We start from the raw sequence: 20,211 nt of genomic DNA, 5'->3' as shown, positions 1-20,211 counted from the left end.
AGCTCGAGGACCACCATGACCCGCACGGCCGAGATGCCTCGCCAGGTGGTGCGCACGCCACGCGTGACCCGTGTCAGTCCGCTTGCCGCGCTGCATCATTCGCTGATGATGGCGTGGCGCGGACTGCTCACCTTCCGGCACAGCCCGCAACTGCTCTACGACGCCGTACTGCTCCCGATCGTCGGCCCGGTGCTGTTCGGCAGCATCTTCGGTACCGCCATCGCGGGCAGCATGGCCGCGTACCTGCCGATCATGATCCCCGGCGTGCTGGTCCAGATCGTGCTCACGTCCTCGGTCGCGACCGGTGTGCAACTGTCCGAGGACATCCACTCGGGCGTCTTCGACCGCTTCGTCGCCATGCCGATCGCCCGCTCCGCACCGGTTGCCGGGGCATTGCTGGCCGGTGCCGTGCGCTATCTCATCGCCGCGACCACGGTCGTGATCGTCGGTTTCTGCCTGGGTTACCGGCCCGAGCACACCGCCGGTTTCCTGGCGGGCGCGGTGCTGGTCGTGTTCGCCACCACCGCGATCAGCTGGTTGTTCGCGTTCATCGGCGCCACCATCGCCCGTCCCGCCGCCGTGCAGGGCATGTCCATGCTGGTGCTCACCTTCCTCGGCTTCGCCTCCAACGCCCTGGTGCCCGAGGAATCCATGCCCACCTGGATGCGCCACGTCTCCGACCTGAACCCGGTGTCCTACCTGGTCTCCGCGGTGCGCACGCTCGCCGCGGAGGGCACGATCGGCGCCGACGCCTGGTGGTCGCTGGTCGCCTCGGTGATCGTCGTCGCTGTTTTCGCGCCACTGACCGTGCGCACTCTCCGTTCCCGATAGGCGTACTTCCGCCTTCGCTCCCGCCCTGCGCAGCTGAGGAACGCTGTCGCGCCGACGCCCGTCAGGAGTCCATCGATGACTGTCATCTCCCCCGCCGTCGCAGTGACCACCGAGCTCAACCGGATCACCGCCGACGACGACCTGTTCTTCAAGCTGCACAGCCTCTACCCGAATGCGCTGGTCAACCAGCTGGCGTACCGCTTCGACACCGCGCTTGGCCGGGACCTGCTCGACGACTGGCACGCGCATCTGGCGACCGGTTTCATCGCGCGACGGGTCCGCACCACCCGCTTCCCGATCGCCCGCGCGCACTGGGAGCCAGCCACCGAGTCCCTCCCGCTGCGCTGGTCGGACACGCCGATTCCCGAGGACCGGATTCTCGACTGGTTCCTCGAGCAGGCCGCCGTCGAATTCGACCCCGAACGCGGACTCGTGTGGCAGCTCGCGGGCGCGCCCCTCGAATCCGGCGGCACCGTGATCACCTTGGTTGCCTCACATGTCGCGTGCGACGGCGGCGCCATGATGCACGCGATCGTCGACTCCCTCGATCGGCTCAACCGCGGGGAGTCACCCGACCGCCTCGCCAGCGCGGGCAGGCTCGTCGGCCCGGTGGCGGGTGCGGGCCGCTTCGCCGCCGACCTCGCCGATGCCCGCCGCCAACTCGGGGCCCTCGCGCGTGGTGTGCGTGCGGCGCGCCGGTCGCGCGGTGTCAGTGAACCGGCCCGCAATCCCCGCCCGGCCGTGCCACGACTGGCCCATGCCGACACCTGGCAGGCCGCCGAGGCCATCGTCCAGCTCGATCTCGCCGCGTGGGACGCCGTTGCGGCCGACCACGGCGGAACCACCAACGGCCTGCTGATCGGCGTCGCGGTCGGGCTGCTCGGTCGCAGCGGCCGCATCGCCGACGGTGCCGAGGTCCGTGTCGACATTCCGCATTCGATGCGCGAGGCCGACGACCCACGCGCCAACGCCACCACCGGGCTGCCGATCAGCGTCGGCTACCGCGCGGGCGAACGCGCCGATCTGCCCGCGGTCCGCGCCGCTCTCAAAGCGGCGGGCCTTGCCTACCGCGACCCCGCGACCGTCCCGCCGATCCAGCACCTGCAACCGGTGCAGATGCTGTTGCCGAAGGTGGTACTGCACAAGTTCGCCCGCACCGCCAAGGCGCCGGAATGCCTGTGCACCAACATGGGTCGCACCGCGCAGAACATCGCGGTCCTCGGTTCGCACCGTGCGCGCGACGTCATCATGCGCCCGGTGGTCAATCCCGGGCCGGTCGAGTTGTTCCGTCAGGTCGAGCTCGGCGTCAATCTCGCCTTCTCCTGCGATGACGACACCGTGACACTCGTGGTCACCGGCGGCGACCCCGACCGTTTCCCCACCCGCGCCGCGTTGCGCGAACTGCTGGCCGCCGAGTTCGCCGACTGGGGGCTGACGCCGCGGTTCTGGTGACGAGTCAGGAGGCTTCCTCGACGAATTCGGCGGCGCTGTCGGCCTTTTCGATGCGCAAGGTGAACCGGAACCCGCACGAGGCCTCGAGCGAAGTGGAGCCCGCCTGCGGGCGATTGCGCACCTCGATTCTCACGTCGAGGTCGTCGAACCCGACGTGGAACGGTTCCGCCATCCACAACTGGGTGTGCCAGGCGGTCTGCCCGGCGAGCACATCACCGGCACCGGGCCGGAAGTCGCGCAGCGGCACGCAGACCGGCGTGTAGCCGTCGGTATCGGGCGCGAGGTACAGCACCACCGGACCGTGCATTTCGAGGAGCAGTCGCAGCACGTCGAGTGCGTCGTCGCTGGCCTCGACCGCACGGTGTCGATGATGGACCTTGCGGCCGTGGGGATGTCGAACCATTGGTGCACTCCTCGCAAATTCTCGACAGTGATCGTGCTCGGAGCACACTATGGTTGCGAAAGGTTGGTCAAGGGTTGGTACCGGTCCAATCTTGCGAAGGCCTGCACCCGCGTGGCGCCGTCGCGGAATCGGATCGCGTCGGCGGCGTTGACTACTGATATGGCACTCGAATCGGTTCGCTTCTCGATCCTGGACCGCTCACGCGTACGGCGCGGGCAGGACCACGCCGACGCCCTGCGCGAGACCGTCGCGTTCGCGGCGCTCGCCGAGCAGTGGGGCTATCACCGGTTCTGGGTCGCCGAGCATCACAGCGTCCCCGGAGTCGCCGGAACGGCGCCGACCGTGCTCGCGGCCGCGGTCGCGGCGGCAACCTCGCGAATCCGGGTCGGCACCGGTGGGGTGATGCTGCCCAACCATCAACCACTCGTCGTCGCCGAGCAGTTCGGTGTGCTCGCAGCGCTGTTCCCGGGACGGATCGACATGGGTCTCGGCCGTTCGGTCGGGTTCACCGATGGCGTCCGCCGTGCGCTCGGTCACGGTCTCGACGAAGTCGACGATTTCGACGCGCATCTCGCCGAAGTCCTCGACTATTTCGCGGCGGGTCGAGCGGGCGTGCACGCCGGCTCCGCGGAGGGCAATGACGTCCCGGCGTTCCTGCTCGCCACCGGTTCCGGGGCCGAGCGCGCGGCACGTTTCGGACTGCCGCTGGTGATCGCGCCGATCGCGGGCACGCAAGCCATGGTGGACGCGATCGAGCGGTACCGCGCCCGGTTCCAGCCGTCGGCTCGCGTCCCACGACCGTATGTCGTCGTCTCCGCGACGGCGATGATCGCCGACTCGACCGAGCAGGCGCACCGGCTCCTCCTTCCCGAGGCCTGGGCGAGTGCCTACTCCCGCACCCACGGCGAGTTTCCCGCGCTGATCCCGCCCGGCGAAATCGACCCGGCGAGGATGACCGACCGGCAGCGCCACCTCTTCGAACAGGCGCTCGGCAACCAGCTCCACGGCACCGAGGACGAGGTGGCGGAAGCAGTGGAGAAGCTGGTCAGCCGCACCGGCGCCGATGAAGTCCTGGTGCACACCAGCACTTTCGATCGGGCGGCCCGGCTGGATTCGCATCGGCGGCTGGCTCGCGTCGTCGGTCTGGCAGGTTAGTCCGGTCGCCAAAATTCGCGAGATCGCTTCTGCTCCGAAAACAAACCCGGAAGGCCCGCAATTTATTCGACGGTGTAAACGATCGTGAGGTCACTCACTGTGCGAGTACCGTTCCGCGGCACCGCACGGCCGTGCCGACGGCCTCGGTGGCCGATAGCCTGCCCATTGCCACCTGCCGGGGAAGACGACTGAGCTGGCGCTCTGTGCCATCGATGCGGATTGCCGAAGTTGGCGTAACGGCTTGTCACACAGATGAACTCGCGGCGCGAAGTGCGCTGGATCACTGCATGCAACGGCTCCGCGCGACCGGTAGGGTTCGACTCCACCGGCGATCGGAAATCGTTCGGTACACCATTCTTCGACCGCATCCGGGAGCTCACGTGTCGCAATCGCGTTTCGAATCCATCGGGGCATATCTTCCGTCGAACATCTTGTCCACCACCGAATTGATCTCGCGGTTGAAAACGCCACCGTCGTTCGATCTGGAACGAATCACCGGCGTGAAAGAACGCCGCGTGCGCGATACCCGACCGGAATCGGTCGAGGATTCGTTCACCCTCGCCGTCAACGCCGCGCGGGACTGCCTTGCCCGATCCCGCTACGCGCCGGGCGAACTGGAGGTGATCATCTCCTGTTCGATCACCCGCAGCAATGACGGCACCCGCATGTACATGGAGCCCTCGTTCGCGTCGACGATCGCCAAGACCCTCGGCGCCGAGCGAGCGATCACCTTCGATGTCTCCAACGCCTGCGCCGGAATGCTCACCGGCACATACATTCTCGACCGGATGATTCGATCGGGCGTGGTGCGCAACGGGATGGTGGTCAGCGGTGAGGCCATCACGCCCATCGCCGAGACCGCCGTGGACGAGATCTCCGAGAAATACGATCTGCAGTTCGCCTCGCTGTCGGTGGGCGACTCCGGGTGCGCGGTCGTGCTCGACCGCGCGGTCGACGACGCCGACAAGATCCACTACGTCGAATTGCTCACCGCCGCAGAGCATTCGCACCTGTGCCTCGGCATGCCGAGCGACAAGTCGTCGGGCGTCGCGCTCTACACCGACAACCGCAAGATGCACAACGAAGCACGCTTCCTGCTCTGGCCCGACGCCCAGGGCACCTTCCTCGAACAGCAGGGCCGCGACTTCGCCGGCGAGCAGTTCGACTACCTCATTCATCACCAGTTCGGCGCTGCCGCCGTGCCGTACATCAACGCGGTAGCCGCTCGCGAGTTCGGCGCCGAGATGCCCCCGGACCTCAATGTGATCGAGAAGTACGGAAACACCTCGACCACATCGCATTTCATCGTGCTGCACGATCAGCTCGCCGACGAGAACATCGCGGCGGGATCGAAATTGCTCATGGTCCCGGCCGCCTCCGGCGTCGTCGCCGGCTTCCTGTCCGCCACCATCTCCTCCCTGAAGGTCTGAGGTTTCTCATGGGATTTCGCATCCGAGCCACGGGCACGAGTAGGTCGACCGATACCCACAGCGTCGTCGAGCACAGTGGGCGCGCTGCCCGCCGGTGCCTCGAGCAGGCCGGTGTCCGTCCCGACCAGGTCGGCGTACTGATCAATACCGGCGTCTTCCGCGACTCCAACACTGTCGAACCGGCGGTGGCCGCGCTGATCCAGAAGGCGGCGGGCATCGGACTCGACTACACCAGGGCAGATCCGCGGACTTTCTCCTTCGATCTGATGAACGGCGCGGTCGGCGTCGTCAATGCCGTCCAGGTCGCGGGTTCTATCCTGGCGACGGGTAGTACCGAGCACGTCCTGATCGTCGCGGGCGACACCCACCCGTCGATGGCCCGGTCGCGTGCCGACGCCGAATTCCCCTACGCCACTTCGGGTGCCGCCCTGCTGCTCGAACAGGTCGACGGCCCGGAAGGGTTCGGGCCGGTGCACACCGCGACCGCACCCGGGACACCCGCGGGCCAGGCCTACGTCGACACGGCCACCATGGGCACCGTCGGGCGAACGCTGATGACGGTCGAACGCGAACCCGACTTCGAGGACCGAATCCTCACGGTGGCAACCGAAGCCGCCCAGTCCGCGCTCACCGATTTCGACGGCGCCTTCGTCGCGTTGATCGCGTCCACCCCGAGCCCGGATTTCCCCAAGCGGCTCGCCGACGCGCTTGGCATCGACCAGAACGCGGTGCGGGTGCCCGACCTGTCCGACGGCGACCCCCACACCGCCGCGCTACCGCTGGCCTACGCCCGCGCGACCGCCGAGGGCACGCTCACCGGCTACACCCACGTGCTGTTCGTAGCGGCCGGTGCGGGCCCGTCCGCCGCCGCGACGCTGTACCGGCTCCCCGTGGAGACCACCGCGTGACGACGGCGACCTACTGGGAGACCATCGACCGATTCCGGACGCTCGCCCACGCGGAGCCCGACCGCGAGGCGGTCATCTATCCCGACGGCACGACCGCCGACGGGCTGCCCGACTACCGGGCGATCACCTACCGCGACCTCGATCGATGGTCCGACGCCATCGCTGAGCACCTCACCGATTCCGGGGTCGGCAGCGGTACCCGCACCATCGTGCTCGTGCTGCCGAGCCCGGAGCTGTACGCGATCCTGTTCGCGCTGTTGAAGATCGGCGCGGTTCCGGTCGTCATCGATCCGGGCATGGGCGTGCGCCGCATGGTGCACTGCCTGCGCGCCGTCGAGGCGCAGGCATTCATCGGAATCCCGCAGGCGCATGCCCTGCGGGTCCTGTTCCCGCGCAGTTTCCGGCGGGTGCGCACCACTCTCACCGTGGGGCGGCGCTGGTTCTGGGGTGGACCGACGCTGGATTCCTGGGGCCGCGCCCCGGTCGACGCACTGCCCGAGCGTGCGCCCGCGGATTCGGACGAGTTGCTGATCATCGGCTTCACCACCGGCAGTACCGGTCCCGCCAAAGCCGTCGAACTGACCCACGGCAATCTCGCCGCCATGGTGGAGCAGGTGCACGCTGCCCGCGGGCACACGCCACCGGACACTTCTCTGGTGACACTGCCGCTGGTCGGCGTGCTCGACCTGCTCCTCGGGTCACGGTGTGTGCTGCCGCCGCTGATTCCGAGCGAGGTCGGCTCGACCGACCCGGCACACGTGGTCGACGCGATCCAGCGATTCGGCGTACGCACGATGTTCGCCTCGCCCGCGGTCCTCATTCCCCTGCTGAACCGATTGCGCGCACATCCGGTCGACCTGAACTCGCTGGCCAGCATCTTCTCCGGTGGCGCACCTGTTCCGCACTGGTGCGTGGCCGGGTTGCGCGACGTCTTGCGACCCGATGTCGAGATCTACGCCGGATACGGTTCGACCGAGGCGCTGCCCATGTCGACGATCGAATCGCGGGAATTGCTCGCCGGTCTGGTCGAGCGCGCCGAGAACGGCGAGGGCACCTGCATCGGTCGGCCCACCGATCGGGTGCTCGTCCGGCTGCTCGCCGTCACCGATGACCCGGTCACCACCTGGGACGACACCGAAGAGCTCGGCGCGCGCGAGGTCGGCGAGATCGTGGTCGCGGGCCCGAACGTGAGTACGCGTTATTACTGGCCCGCGCAGGCCAACACCGCGGGCAAGATCACCGACGGCGCGCGGATCTGGCATCGCACCGGCGATCTGGGATGGCTCGACGAGCAGGGTCGAATCTGGTTCTGCGGGCGCAAGAGCCAGCGGATCACGACCGCGCGTGGCCCGATGTTCACCGTGCAGATCGAGCAGGTCTTCACTGCGGTGACCGGTGTCTCGCGCACGGCGCTGGTCGGCGTCGGCGCCCCCGGTGCCCAGCGACCGGTCCTGTGCGTGGAGCTCGAGCCCGGCGCGGACGCGGTGGCCGCACTCACCCGATTGCGCACGCGCGCCGCCGAATTCGGCACACTGGTGCCGATCACCGAATTCCTCGTGCACCCGCGCTTCCCTGTCGATATCCGGCACAACGCCAAGATCGGCCGTGAACAACTCGCCCGCTGGGCCACGAAGAGACTGGACTCGCGACGATGAAGATCCTGGTCACCGGCGCGTCCGGATTCCTCGGCGGCGCCATCGTGCGGGCGCTGATCGCCGACGGCGGCCACGATGTCTCGATCCTGGTGCGGCGCACCAGCGTGCTCGACGATCTCGGTCCCGCCGTGGAACACGTCACGATCGTGTACGGCGATCTCGCCGACGCGGCATCACTGAGCCGGGCCACCAGCGGGATGGACGCGGTGATCCACAGCGCCGCACGGGTCGACGAACGCGGTACCAGGGACCGCTTCTGGACCGAGAACGTGCGCGCCACGGAGCTGCTGCTGGATGCGGCGCGACGCGGTGGCGCGAGCCGGTTCGTCTTCATCTCGAGTCCGAGTGCCCTGATGGAGCGAGACGGTGGCGATCAGGTCGACGTGAACGAGGCGCTGCCGTATCCGAGCCGCTACCTCAATCACTACTCCGAAACCAAAGCCGCGGCCGAGCGCGCCGTACTCGCCGCCGACACACCGGAATTCACGACGGTGGCGCTGCGTCCGCGGGCGATCTGGGGCGCGGGGGATCGATCGGGGCCGATCGTTCGGCTGCTCGACCGCACGGCCGCGGGCACACTGCCCGACCTGTCCTACGGCCGGACCGTCGAGGCCTCGCTGTGTCACGTGGACAATATCGTGCACGCCTGTCTGCTGGCGGTGCGCTCGAACACGGTCGGCGGCAAGGCCTACTTCATCGCCGATGCCGAGAAGACCGACGTCTGGGGCTTTCTCGGTGAGGTCGCGACGCGCCTGGGGTATCACCCGCCTACGCGCCGACCGAACCCACGGGTACTCGCCGCCGTGGTCGCGACGATCGAAACCGTATGGCGGATACCCGCGGTGGCGAATCGCTGGTCGCCTCCGCTGTCGCGCTATGCCGTCGCATTGATGACACGCACCGCCACCTACGACACCGGCGCGGCCCGCCGCGATCTCGGTTACACGCCCGTCGTGGACCGCGACACCGGCCTTGCCGGGTTCCTGGCGTGGCTCGACCAGCAGGGCGGCATCGAAGTGCTCGCCGAAACTCTTCGATAGGTCGCCCAGGAGGCAATCATGAACGGCAGCAAGGTCTTTCGTCGCCCGGTTACGACCACCGAGCGGATGTACTTCCCGATGCGCGATCTCGCCCCACCCTTCCTGATGCAACTCGTGGTTCCCGGTGAGGGCAACATCGACCCGGAGGCATTGCGCACAGCGGTAATCACCGCGGCGGCGGCCACCCCCGGTGCGCGTCTGCGACGGCACGGCGCCGAGTGGGTCGACAGCGAAATCCCCCCGGTCGTGCGCGTGGTGGACCACCGGCTGCGCTACCCCGCCCTCGAGGCCGATCCGGTCCTCACCAGCCCGATCGGGCCGACGCCCGACACCACCGTCGAGGTGCTACTGCTCACCGGCACGCAGGCAACGCTGATCTTCCGCGTCTTCCACGGCGTGATGGACGGCATCGGCATGGTGGCGTGGGCGACGAATGTGCTGCGGGCATTGCGTGGCGAGGATCCCGTTCCTCAACCGGACCCGATCGCCGACCAGGAACTCGTCGCGAAACTCGGCGCTCCCGGCAGGCCGACCCCGCTGATTCCGCGCTACCGCACCGCGATCGGCCGGGGCCGCGGGCGCCGCGATCTCGCGCCTCATCTGCTCCGTCACCGCCGCGTCGAGGCCGTCGTTCCCGGCGCGCTGGCCAGGGTCTGCGCCCTGCTGGCCGACGAAACCCCGGGCACCTCGCGCATCATGATGCCCGTCGACCTGCGCCGCCACGACCCCACGTTGCGTTCCACCGCCAACCTCGCGCTCCCTCTGTTCCTCGATATCGAACCCGGCCGCGACTGGACCGCGATCAAGGACCAGATCAAGGCGGGCCTGCGCGAACGTCGCGAACTGAATCAGCTGGCGAACACCCGGGTCGCACTGGTGCCCGACCCGGTCAATCGCGGTGTACTGCGCACTACGAACTGGCTCGGCGCCCGTTTCGGCCGCAACCTGGCCTCCGCCACGGTGTCGCACATGGGCCGCTTCACCGCCGAGGAGCTCGCCGTCCCCGGCTTCCGGCCGACCGGACTGTTCGTGCTCCCCCAGCACAGCGTCGCCATGCCGCTGCTGTTCGGCCTGACCGAATTCGACGGCCACACCGAGCTGACCGTCTCGGCCCGCAACGGTGTCGGCATCGAACCCCGGCTCGAAGCACTCCTGGACCGCATCGTCGCCATACTCGAGCTTCCCGAGTAGGCCCGAGCTGGGCACAAGCGACTCGGCGACACCCGCGACTATGGTGGAGCTGTGGGCATTATGGGTGAACTGTTTCCCGGTAAGAAGCTGCAGAACGAGGGCAGCGGCGACTCCAACGGCCAACCGCACCTCGATCTGGACCTCGACGCGGGCGTTGTCCGCCTGACCGGTACCACGACACCGCGCCCGGCCGACGACCGAGCGACCGATCCAGAGTAGCCCTTTCGCTCATACCTGGTGCGCGATCTCGCGTCCGCGCATGGTCGCGGTGGGCCCCCGGCCCGCCGCCGCTCAGCTGCTGAGTGGCAGCGGCGGCCGGGAAGCAGGTAGGTCGTCGAAGATGTGGCGTTCCACGATCGGGTCGGGGACGCGTAGCAGATCGGCGGCGCTCACCTCGTCCCAGTCGTATCGCTCGTTCTCACACTGCAATTCGACCAGTGACACCGCCGACACCGTGTCGTCGATGCTGAAATCGGTGAACCCGTCCTGTTCGAGCGCGTCGCTGATCTCGCGCACCGGCATCGGCGCAGTGGCATGCGCCAGCGCGAGATACGGCTGCAACGGCTCACCGAACTCCGGAATCCGCTCGCGAATCCACACCTCGCTCAGCGCGCTGGTCAAATCCTCGCGCACCCGCAGCAATTCCTCCGGCAACGCGATCGGCAGCCGCACCGAATCGTGGGCGACCACCGGGGGCCCGAATGTGATCTGGAACGGTGCGTGCCCGGCCAGCAGCCTGCGCGCCCCGGCGACCAACGCCGCCAGATGCACGCCCTTCACCCCGTCGACGAACCCGATGCCCTGCACCCCGATCCGCAGTCGCGCGGCGTCCACCTGCTCGAATCCCGGCAGGCTCGACAGCGTCGGCGCGAAGATCTCGACCAGCTTGTCGGCCACCGGCTGCGTCGGCACCACCTGCCAGTCGTAGAACGAACGACCCGGCGTCCACCCAGGGCGCCACCACCAACGGCTGGTAACGGTCATTTCGCTCGCGATCATGGTGCGCCACCTCCCGATCTCGGCCGACCCATCGGGTGAAACCCGGCAGGCCGGCCGTCCACCCGACACGATCGGCATCGATGCTTGCGATGCCAGCTACCTCACAGCGACGGTATTCCCGGTGAGATCGGCGGGCAACCTGGCGAGACCGTTCCGTTGTGTGTTCGACGCACTACACTGACGCCATGCCTGTTCGACGGCTGATCACGCTTTCCGCGTTCGCCCTCCTGCTTCCCCTTGCCGTTTCCGCGTGCACCATGACCGGACCCGGCACCACCTCCGAATGCAGCGTCAGCGGCTGCACCGTCACCTTCGACCGCGGGGTGAGCGCCAAGGCCTCGGTCCTCGGGATCGAGGCGGAACTTGTCGCCGTGAACGGTGACATGGTCACCCTGAGCATCGGCGGCCAGCAGATCACGGTGCCGGTCGGTCAGTCTCAGGCGAGCAACGGGATGGACGTGCGGGTCAGCGAAGTGACCGATGACAAGGTCGTCGTCGTTCTCGCGTCCGGCCTGAACCCGAACTGATCATCGGGGCACGGTCGACCCGGCTGCCGGTTCGCTGACCACCCAGGGCGCGTTCGGTTGATCGAGGATCCAACGCCAGGTTCCGTCGGGCTGCCTGCGCGCCACCTCGACGGATGCACCGGTGCCCCCTGGCAGGCGCGACGAGGTGAGCGCCAGATCGCCCGCACGCAGGACAGGCGCCTGATGCCCGGGCTGGAACAACGGTCGATCCGCGACCAGACGCGCATACGCCGCCCGTATCTCGTCGATCCCCGTCGCGACGACACCGTCCGGCAGCGCCAGCACCGCGTCGGACTCGTACAACTCGACGAGCCCGTCCACGTCTCCGGCGTTCAGCCGCTCGACCACCAACCGGCTCAGATCCTCCGGGCGCTGCGCACGTTCTCGCACATTCTCGGTCATCGCCACCCTCCTCGACTCGGGTTGTGCAGCAACGGTAACGCCGGGGTACGACACAAATCGGGTACGCGCACGAGTGCACTACTCGTGCGGCGTCACCCCGAGACCCATTGAACGGCGAAACCCCCGAAAGCCAACGGCCTTCAGGGGTTTCACGGATACAACGTGATGTCAGCCGATCACAGCGGCGGGAATCCCGACGATCCGGTCGCCATCCAGTTCCAGAACTCGGTGACGCGGTTGAGGACCAACGCCATGATGTCGAGGGCAGTGCTTCCCATTGTCTTCCTTCACATCCGAACGAACACTTCGCGCGTTCACCATAGCAACCGGCATCGAGTGCGCAACGTTGTGATAACGGACAGATGACGGGGCTCGTCCTGGTCCTCGGCGACGAATGCCCCGGACTCACCGGTCGCCATATTGCGAATGGCTTATATGAATTGCGCCAGATGAACACGAGGGAAACGCACTCGGACGGCCGCCCACCGGCGATGTGATGGTGCATACAAATATCGTTCCAGCCGGAATGAACAAAATATCGGCGGACAATCACGTACCCGATTGCGCCCCGGCGAACGCCGATGCAGGACAAGCGAACCCGATCCAATTTCGAGCAAATCCGCAGGCGGCAGAGTTTTGTTCAACGAAACCGTGATGCCCGTCACCACCGTGCTCTCAGCAGAATCACATATACGATCAATCTCGCCGAGGCTTCCCGGAAATGCATTGCCGCCGAAGTTCAACGCATCAGGTGACACAGTGCGGTGTTCTCCTTCCACCCCCTTCCACCGCTTCGGCATGCATTCGTCACGAGGTGAACCGGTCATGGAATACACCCACCTTTCCGAATTCGAAATCCGCCACGGCGCTTTGTCGATGTGGACGCCCGAGCTCGCCGCCGACGCATGGCAGCCCGACGATCGCCCGCTGACCAGCGTCCACGCCGGCTATTGCGCGAGCGTCGATCCCGCCGATCCGCTGCCCGGTCGCGGCCGCTGGATCGGCACCGTCTTCGAGATGGATGCCCCGCTCGACGGCGCCACCTGGCGGGAGACGCTGCGGCGCTGGCATGCCAGGCACGAGGGCCTGCGCACCACGGTGACCACCGACCCGGCGGGCGAACCACGCAGGCTCGTCGCCGCGCCGGCCGCCGTCGATGTCGCCGAACAGCCCATCGCCGGCCTCACCGAGGGCACCCGGATCAACGAATTCCTCAGCGGCACACTCGAAGAGCGGTTGTCGCCGCTGGTGTGGCCGCACTGCCTCGCGGCCACGGTCGAGCATGCGGACACCGGTGATTTCACGGTGCTCGTCGCCGCCGATCACTCCGTGCTCGACGCCTATTCCCAGGCCATTCTGATCCTCGAACTGCGCACCCTCTACCGCGAGGTCATGGTGGGTGAGAAGGCCCGCGAATCAGTCACTTTCGGCAGCGCGGCCGACTTCGCCGTGCTGGAACGAGCGAGCGCGGCCGAGCTGGATTCGGATTCCCCCGCGGTCGCGACGTGGCGCGCGTTCCTCGCCGACGGTGCGATGCCCCGGTTCGCACCGCATGCACAGCGGCCCGCTCGTGCGGACCTGCCGCAGCCGAGTGTGTCGCGGCGGCTGCTCGATCTCGCCGAACTCGAGGGCGTCGAGGCAGCCCTCGACCAGGTGCGGCACCGGATGTCGGTGGCCGTGTTCGCCGCGCTGGCCGTGGCCAATCAGCAGCGGTTCGGCGCGGACCGGATGCGCACCGCGATGCCGATCGCGACCCGTCCCGACCTGCGCTGGATGGAGTCGATGGGCTGGTTCGTCAATGTGGTTCCGGTCGATATCGCCCTGCCTCCCGGTGTCGGCATCGCCGGCGCCATGGATCAGGCGCGGGCCGCGCTGCGCCGGTCGCGGGCCGCCAACGACGCTTCGTGGTCGCGTGTCCTCTACCTGCTCGCCGTCACCGAGACACCGCGCTTCGGCATCTCCTTCCTCGATATCCGGGTGCTGCCCGGCTATGAATTGGTCGCCGACCTGCGCGGACGGACCTTGCGCGCGGAGTCGTACTCGCCCGACGAGGTATTCCTGTGGGTCGTGCGGGCGGCCGACGGGCTCTATGTGTCGACCCGGTACCCGGCGGGATTCCCCGCCGAAGTGATGGACGAGTTCCTGACCGCTTTCGGCCAGGCGCTGTCGTCGATCACCGCCGCGGTGCACGCGGGTCCGGCTGCCGACGGGCGAGGCGAGCCGCGCCCGTCCGTCGCGGCGGAAACGGCGATGCCCGCCGACGCACGGACACTGCGAACGAACACGCTGCGTGTCGCCGCGCAGGCGGGGTGAGCGGATGCGCCCACTGTTGGCCTTCACCGGCAGCCGGGGAGACGCCCAGCCCGGCATCCTGCTGGCTCGTGCGCTGCGCGAGCGCGGTCACGACGTGACAGTGGCGCTCGCGCCGAACCTCGTCGCCTTCGCCCATGACCACGGGATTCGCGCGGTGCCGTTCGGCCGCGACACCGCAGGCCTGCTCGCGGCGCAGCGCACCGACCACCGATTCGCCGGCCGTGATCCGCGCGCCCGGCTGCGTGCGCTGTTCGAGCTGCAACGCCGTGGAGTGCCCGAGCAGCTCGAGGACCTGCGCGCGCTCGCACCCGGACACGATGTGGTGGTCGCGGGGATGGCGGGCGAGGAAGCCGCCGAGTCGGTGGCGCGGGCGCTCGGACTGCCGTTCGCGGCGGTGCACTTCTTCCCGATCCAGCCGAACAGCGCGGTCCCGGTCGTGCCGGCACGGTGGGCGTCCCGACTGCCCGGGTTCGTGCACCGAGGGGGTTGGTCGGCGCTGGCCCGAGCACGTGCGGCCGCGTTGGCCCCCGTTCTGCCGACCAGGCCGCAGTCCGGTCGCGCGGCGACCGCGTCGTCGGTTGCGCCCGCCGGTACCGGGCCGGATCCGGCGACTACCCGAATCCAGGCCTATGACCCGGCACTGTTCCCCGGTGTGCGGCGGCAGTTGCCCGGGCCGTTCACGGGATTCCTGATCGATGTGGACGGATTCCTCACCGCTGCACAGAGTTCCGCGGACCCGACCCTCCCGTCGGCCGGTGATCAAACGACGGCTCTCGAGTCGTGGCTCGATTCGGGCACCGCACCGATCTATGTCGGATTCGGTTCCATGGATGTCGGGGATCCGGCCGCCTTCGTCGCGATGTTGCGCCAGGTGTGCGCCCGGCGAGGTCGTCGGCTGCTGCTCGCGTCGGGCTGGTCGACGGTCGCCGCGGGATTCGAGGACGCCGTCGCGATTGTCGGCCAGGTCGACCATGCCCGGGTGCTGCCTCGCTGTGTCGCGGCTGTGCACCACGGCGGTGCGGGCACGACGGCCGCCGCGTTGAGAGCCGGTGTCGCGCAGGTGATCTGCTCGGTCCAGGCCGACCAGCCCTACTGGGGCCAGGCGCTGCAGCGACTCGGCCTCGCGGTCACGATTCCCGCGAAGCAGCTCACCGGCGAACGCCTCGACGCACTACTCGATCGGGTCTCACGTCCCGAGGTTGTCCTGCGCGCGGCGAGCTACGCCACCACTGTCGCCACCGACGGTGTCGAGCGGGCCGCCGATGCCATCGAAGCACTGGCCGGCACACCGGCCACCGCAGATCTCCATTCCGCCGGGAGGCAGTCGTGAATACCGATATCGCTATCCGCACAACAGGTCTCGGCAAGTCCTACGGCGATTTCACCGCTGTCGGCGGCGTCGATCTCACCATCGCGGCGGGCACCGTCTTCGCGCTGCTCGGTCCCAACGGCGCAGGCAAAACCACCACCGTCCGCATGCTCGCGACCCTGGTCCGTCCCGATCGCGGCACCGCCGAGATCTTCGGCTACGACATCGCGCGCGACGCGACCGCCGTGCGCTCGATGATCGGCCTCACCGGTCAGTACGCCTCCGTCGACGAAACCCTCACCGCCGGTGAGAATTTGCGCCTGTTCGGTCGGCTCCTCGGCCTCTCCCGCCGTGCCGCCGCGCACCGCAGCGCCAAACTCCTGGAAGACTTCGAACTGTCGAAGGTCACCGATCGTCCGGTGAACCAGTTCTCGGGTGGCATGCGACGGCGGCTCGACCTGGCGGCAACGCTGATCACCGATCCGCCACTGATCTTCCTCGATGAGCCGACCACGGGGCTCGACCCGCACACCCGCGACAAGATGTGGGGCATCATCCGCAGGCTCGTCGCTCGTGGTGCGACCGTACTGCTCACCACGCAGTACCTCGAGGAAGCCGACGCTCTCGCAGATCGGATCGCCGTGATCGACCGCGGGACCATCGTCGCCGAGGGTACCGCCGCCGAACTGAAGGCCTCCATCGGCGACCAGGTGTTGCGCCTGGACCTGGTCGATGCCGCCCAGTCCGCCCGCGCCGAGTCCATCGTCGCCGAACTCACCGGCGAGGTCCCCGAGGGGTCGTCGGCGGGCACGCTGACCGTCGCGCTGACCGATACAGGCACCGCCGCCGACATCGTCGCCGCATGCCGCGCCGCGGGCATCGGGCTGCGCGGTTTCGCCGTCGACCGTCCCGATCTCAACGCCGTATTCCTCGCTCTGACCGGCACCGACCGCGTCGCCGCCTGATCCGAAAGACCGAGGCCATCATGACCGTCACCCATGCCGAGATCGCCGTCGAGCACCCCGCTCCCGCGACGATCGACCGCCACCCTCGCCTCACCCACGTGAGCCTGCGCGCCTCGCTGTTCCAGTCGCTGATGATGGCGTGGCGGGGTCTGCTCACCTTCCGGCACAGCCCACAACTGCTCTACGACGCGCTCCTGTTGCCCATCGTCGGGCCGCTGCTGTTCGGCAGTATCTTCGGCACGGCCATCGCGGGCAGCACAGCGGCGTATCTGCCGATTCTCATCCCGGGCGTGCTGGTGCAGATCGTGCTCACCTCCTCGGTCGCGACCGGTGTCCAGCTGTCGGAGGACATCCGGTCCGGGGTGTTCGATCGGTTCGTCGCTATGCCGATCGCCCGGTCGGCGCCGGTCGCGGGAGCGCTGCTGGCCGGGGCCACGCGATACGTGATCGCTGCGACCACGGTGGTGATCGTGGGGTTCGCGATGGGGTATCGGCCGGATCATCCGGTCGGGTTCGTCGCCGGAGCGGTACTGGTCGTGCTTGCGACCACCGCGATCAGCTGGCTGTTCGCCTTCATCGGCGTCACCGTGTCGAGACCCGCTGCGGTGCAAGGTATGTCGATGCTGGTTCTCACCTTCCTGAGTTTCGCGTCGAACGCGCTGGTACCCGAGTCGGCGATGCCGACCTGGCTCCGCTACGTCTCCGACTACAACCCGGTGTCCTACCTCGTGTCCGCGGTGCGCGGGCTCGCCGAGGACGGCGTCGTCGGCGCCGACGCTCTCTGGTCGGTGGTGGCTTCACTCGTGATCGCCGCCGTCTTCGCGCCCCTGACCGTCCGCACCCTGCGTGCTCGCTGAGGAGTTCTGATGACGCTCACCGCTCCGGCCATCGTCGCCGCACCCGCCGTCAACCGGCTCACCGCCGACGACGATCTGTTCCTGAAGCTGCACAATCTCTATGGCAACGCGCTGGTCAATCAACTCGCCTGGCGATTCGACGAGTCCCTCGACCCCGAGGTGCTCGTCCGCCTCCACGCGCAGCTGGCCCAGGGCTTCCTGGCCCGGCGGGTGCAACCCACCCGGGTACCGTTCGCCCGCCCCTACTGGCTACCCGCGACGGAATCGCTTCCGCTGGAATGGCATTCACGGCCGGTCGCCGACGACGAGATTCTCGACTGGTACTTCGCGCAGAGCCGCGCCGACTTCGATCCCGAGACCGGTCAGGTGTGGCGGCTGTCCGCGGCGCCGACCGCGGCGGGCGGGACGCTGGTATCGCTGGTGACCTCGCATGTGGCTTCCGATGGCGGCGCGGTGCTGTTCGCCGTCGGCGACGCGCTCGCCCGGCTCGACGAGAGTCCGGACATCGCCACGGGTTCGGGCCTGCTGGTCGGAACGCATCCACGGAACCCGTCGGTCGCGAACATCATCGATGCGGGTCGACAGCTACGCGCGGTAGCGAAAGGGATCCGGGCCGCACTCGCCACCCGCGGCGTCACCGAGCCGGACCGCAACCCGCGTCCCGTGGATCCCGAGCTTGCCTTCGTGGCGCAGTGGTCACCGGCTGACCTGGTGGTCCAGCTCGATCTCGCCGAGTGGAACACCGCCGCCGCCCGGCATTCCGGCACCACGAACGGCCTGCTGATCGCCGTGGGTGCGGGCCTGCTCGGCCGCAGCGGACGCGTCGGCGACACCGCCGACATCCGCGTCGACATCCCCCACTCGATGCGCACCGCCGACGACCCCCGCGCCAACGCCACCACCGGCCTACCGATCTCGGTCACCTACCGCACCGGCGAACGCGTAGACCTCGCCGCCATCCGCTCCGCCGTGAAGCGCGCCGCCACCGCCTACCGCGACCCTGCCACCACACCCGCCCTGCAACACCTGCAACCGTTGCAGATGATCCTGCCCCGCTTCGTCCTGCGCCATTTCGCCCGCACCGCCAAAGCCCCGGAGTGCCTGTGCACCAATCTCGGCGAAACCGCCAGTGGCGTAGCCGATTTCGGAGGTCACCGGGCCTCCGCGGTGCTCATGCGCCCGGTGGTCTGCGCCAACGACACCACCATGTTCCGCCGAGTGGAGGTCGGCGTGAATCTGTCCTTCTCCACCGACGGCCACACGGTCACCTTGGCCGTCACCGGCGCCGACCCCGACCGTTTCCCCACCCGCACCGAACTGCGTGAATTGTTGTCGGCGGAGTTCGAGTCGTGGGGCCTGACACCCAGCTTCTGGTAACCCCGTCGTGGTCGATCAACCGTGCGCGACCGCGCGTACGGCCGCCCGTGCAGCGACGAGGACGGGGTCCCACACCGGCGAAAACGGCGGTGCGTAGCCGAGATCGAGGGCCGTGACCTGTTCCACCGTCATCCGCGCGGTGAGTGCCACGGCGGCGATGTCGATCCGTTTAGCCGCACCTTGATGTCCGACGATCTGCACACCGAGCAGCCGCCCGGTGCGACGTTCGGCGAGCATCTTCACCGTCATGGGTTCCGCGCCGGGGAAATACCCGGCGCGACCGGTGGATTCGATCGTGACGGTATGGAACTGCAGTCCGGCACGCTGAGCGTCTTTCTCCCCCAGCCCGGTTCGCGCCACCTCGAGATCACAGACCTTGCTCATCGCTGTGCCGACCACGCCGGGAAAAGTGGCGTAGCCACCGCCGATGCCCGATCCGATCACTTGCCCGTGCTTGTTGGCGTGGGTGCCGAGCGGAATGTGGCGACGCGCGCCCGACACCAGATCCAGCACTTCCACGCAGTCACCACCGGCCCAGATGTCTTCATACCCGTGCACGCGCTGAGCCAGATCGGTGAGCAGACCACCGCTTTCCCCCAGCGGAAGGCCGGCGCGGCGGGCCAACTCGGTAGCCGGCTGCACGCCGATCCCCAGCACCACCACATCGGCCGGGTACTCCGTGTCGGCGGTCGTCACCGCACGGACTCTGCCCTGCGCCGACGTCCGCATGCCGGTCACCTCGGTACCACGAACGACCCGTATTCCCATCCCCACCATGGCTTTTCGCACCAGCGCACCCATATCGGGATCCAGTGTCGACATGGGTTCGGCGCCCCGAGTGATCATCGTGACCTCGAACCCCCGACGCACCAACGCCTCAGCCATCTCGACACCGATATACCCCGCACCCACCACGACAGCGTCCCGCCCGGTCACCGCCGCCAACCCGTCGATGAGCGCCTGCCCGTCGTCGAGTGTCTGCACCCCATAGATCCCCTCGGCGTCGATACCGGGCAGCGGCGGGCGCACCGGCGTCGCCCCGGTGGCCAACACGAGCTGGTCGTAGCCCGTCCACCCCTGCGTACCGGTATCGAGATCGCGCGAAAGCACGCGCCGTCCCACCGGATCGATCTCGGTCACTTCAGTCCGCATCCGCAGATCGATGTCACGCGCACGATGCTCGGTAACCGACCGCGCGATCAGATCATCGGCACAGGCCACATCCCCCGCGACCCAGTACGGAATCCCACACGCCGAATACGAGGAATGCGCCCCCTTCTCGAACACCACGATTTCGAGCTCACCAATCCCCCGCAACCGCCGCGCCTGCGACGCCGCAGCCATCCCGGTCGCATCCGCCCCGACAACGACCATCCGTTCGCCCATACCCACCACCG

Annotated in this window: 19 protein-coding genes; 15 read left to right on the top strand and 4 right to left on the bottom strand. The window is 68.2% G+C overall.

Going from position 1 to position 20,211, the window contains the following annotated elements; genetic code table 11:
* Positions 1-15: 15 nt before the first annotated feature.
* Positions 16-831 carry an ABC transporter permease gene (locus ACQHI0_RS10020; RefSeq protein WP_427907654.1) on the top strand — a complete coding sequence of 272 codons (816 nt, stop codon included), beginning with the start codon at positions 16-18 and terminating at the stop codon, positions 829-831.
* 75 nt (positions 832-906) lie between these two features.
* Positions 907-2,283: a hypothetical protein gene (locus tag ACQHI0_RS10015; RefSeq protein ID WP_427907653.1), complete on the top strand. Its 1,377-nt coding sequence runs from the start codon at positions 907-909 to the stop codon at positions 2,281-2,283.
* A gap of 4 nt (positions 2,284-2,287) precedes the next feature.
* Here ACQHI0_RS10015 and ACQHI0_RS10010 read toward each other — a convergent pair whose 3' ends face one another.
* A complete protein-coding gene (locus ACQHI0_RS10010) occupies positions 2,288-2,686 on the bottom strand; it encodes a DUF779 domain-containing protein (protein WP_427907652.1) in 399 nt (132 codons plus the stop codon).
* A 159-nt stretch (positions 2,687-2,845) separates the two neighbouring features.
* On the opposite strand from ACQHI0_RS10010, the gene ACQHI0_RS10005 reads away from it, so the two are divergent.
* The 7 genes from ACQHI0_RS10005 (at position 2,846) to ACQHI0_RS09975 (ending at position 10,284) form a co-directional block, all read left to right on the top strand.
* On the top strand, positions 2,846-3,841 hold the full coding sequence (locus ACQHI0_RS10005; protein ID WP_427907651.1) for an MsnO8 family LLM class oxidoreductase: 996 nt from the start codon (positions 2,846-2,848) through the stop codon (positions 3,839-3,841).
* A 380-nt stretch (positions 3,842-4,221) separates the two neighbouring features.
* The gene (locus tag ACQHI0_RS10000; protein WP_427907650.1) at positions 4,222-5,271 is read left to right on the top strand and encodes a 3-oxoacyl-ACP synthase III family protein; all 1,050 of its coding nucleotides are present in this window, start codon (positions 4,222-4,224) and stop codon (positions 5,269-5,271) included.
* Between the two features lie 8 nt (positions 5,272-5,279).
* Positions 5,280-6,179, top strand: coding sequence for a hypothetical protein (locus ACQHI0_RS09995; RefSeq protein WP_427907649.1), 900 nt, complete (start codon positions 5,280-5,282; stop codon positions 6,177-6,179).
* Positions 6,176-7,834, top strand: coding sequence for a fatty acid CoA ligase family protein (locus tag ACQHI0_RS09990; protein WP_427907648.1), 1,659 nt, complete (start codon positions 6,176-6,178; stop codon positions 7,832-7,834). The genes ACQHI0_RS09995 and ACQHI0_RS09990 overlap by 4 nt, the downstream gene beginning before the upstream one ends.
* Positions 7,831-8,874 (top strand): NAD-dependent epimerase/dehydratase family protein, encoded by a 1,044-nt coding sequence (locus ACQHI0_RS09985; RefSeq protein ID WP_427907647.1) that lies wholly within the window; start codon positions 7,831-7,833, stop codon positions 8,872-8,874. Before ACQHI0_RS09990 ends, ACQHI0_RS09985 begins: the two co-directional genes overlap by 4 nt.
* Positions 8,875-8,892: 18 nt before the next feature.
* Positions 8,893-10,065, top strand: a complete 1,173-nt coding sequence (locus ACQHI0_RS09980; RefSeq protein ID WP_427907646.1) for a peptide synthetase — start codon at positions 8,893-8,895, stop codon at positions 10,063-10,065.
* A 51-nt stretch (positions 10,066-10,116) separates the two neighbouring features.
* Positions 10,117-10,284, top strand: a complete 168-nt coding sequence (locus ACQHI0_RS09975; RefSeq protein ID WP_427909399.1) for a hypothetical protein — start codon at positions 10,117-10,119, stop codon at positions 10,282-10,284.
* Between the two features lie 72 nt (positions 10,285-10,356).
* On the opposite strand, the gene ACQHI0_RS09970 is transcribed toward ACQHI0_RS09975, so the two are convergent.
* Positions 10,357-11,064, bottom strand: a complete 708-nt coding sequence (locus tag ACQHI0_RS09970) for a hypothetical protein (RefSeq protein WP_427907645.1) — start codon at positions 11,062-11,064, stop codon at positions 10,357-10,359.
* 185 nt (positions 11,065-11,249) lie between these two features.
* Between ACQHI0_RS09970 and ACQHI0_RS09965 the strand changes: the two genes are divergently transcribed.
* Positions 11,250-11,591, top strand: a complete 342-nt coding sequence (locus tag ACQHI0_RS09965; RefSeq protein ID WP_427907644.1) for a hypothetical protein — start codon at positions 11,250-11,252, stop codon at positions 11,589-11,591.
* On the opposite strand, the gene ACQHI0_RS09960 is transcribed toward ACQHI0_RS09965, so the two are convergent.
* The gene (locus tag ACQHI0_RS09960; protein ID WP_427907643.1) at positions 11,592-11,993 is read right to left on the bottom strand and encodes a YybH family protein; all 402 of its coding nucleotides are present in this window, start codon (positions 11,991-11,993) and stop codon (positions 11,592-11,594) included.
* Positions 11,994-12,818: 825 nt separating this feature from the next.
* On the opposite strand from ACQHI0_RS09960, the gene ACQHI0_RS09955 reads away from it, so the two are divergent.
* From ACQHI0_RS09955 to ACQHI0_RS09935, 5 genes are read left to right on the top strand one after another with little or no spacing between them, the layout of a single operon-like run.
* Entirely contained in the window at positions 12,819-14,306 is a 1,488-nt protein-coding gene (locus ACQHI0_RS09955) for a condensation domain-containing protein (protein WP_427907642.1), read from the top strand.
* Positions 14,307-14,310: 4 nt separating this feature from the next.
* A complete protein-coding gene (locus ACQHI0_RS09950) occupies positions 14,311-15,636 on the top strand; it encodes a glycosyltransferase (RefSeq protein WP_427907641.1) in 1,326 nt (441 codons plus the stop codon).
* The gene (locus ACQHI0_RS09945; RefSeq protein ID WP_427907640.1) at positions 15,633-16,580 is read left to right on the top strand and encodes an ATP-binding cassette domain-containing protein; all 948 of its coding nucleotides are present in this window, start codon (positions 15,633-15,635) and stop codon (positions 16,578-16,580) included. The genes ACQHI0_RS09950 and ACQHI0_RS09945 overlap by 4 nt, the downstream gene beginning before the upstream one ends.
* 20 nt (positions 16,581-16,600) lie before the next feature.
* Positions 16,601-17,437, top strand: coding sequence for an ABC transporter permease (locus tag ACQHI0_RS09940; RefSeq protein WP_427907639.1), 837 nt, complete (start codon positions 16,601-16,603; stop codon positions 17,435-17,437).
* A 9-nt stretch (positions 17,438-17,446) separates the two neighbouring features.
* Positions 17,447-18,814 carry a hypothetical protein gene (locus tag ACQHI0_RS09935; protein WP_427907638.1) on the top strand — a complete coding sequence of 456 codons (1,368 nt, stop codon included), beginning with the start codon at positions 17,447-17,449 and terminating at the stop codon, positions 18,812-18,814.
* Positions 18,815-18,829: 15 nt separating this feature from the next.
* Here ACQHI0_RS09935 and ACQHI0_RS09930 read toward each other — a convergent pair whose 3' ends face one another.
* Positions 18,830-20,200 carry an FAD-dependent oxidoreductase gene (locus tag ACQHI0_RS09930; RefSeq protein ID WP_427907637.1) on the bottom strand — a complete coding sequence of 457 codons (1,371 nt, stop codon included), beginning with the start codon at positions 20,198-20,200 and terminating at the stop codon, positions 18,830-18,832.
* Positions 20,201-20,211: the final 11 nt, after the last annotated feature.

Source organism: Nocardia sp. FBN12 (assembly GCF_050320175.1).
Taxonomy (GTDB): domain Bacteria; phylum Actinomycetota; class Actinomycetes; order Mycobacteriales; family Mycobacteriaceae; genus Nocardia.
Note: the sequence above shows the minus strand (reverse complement) of the source record. Positions and strands in the feature narration are given on the sequence as shown.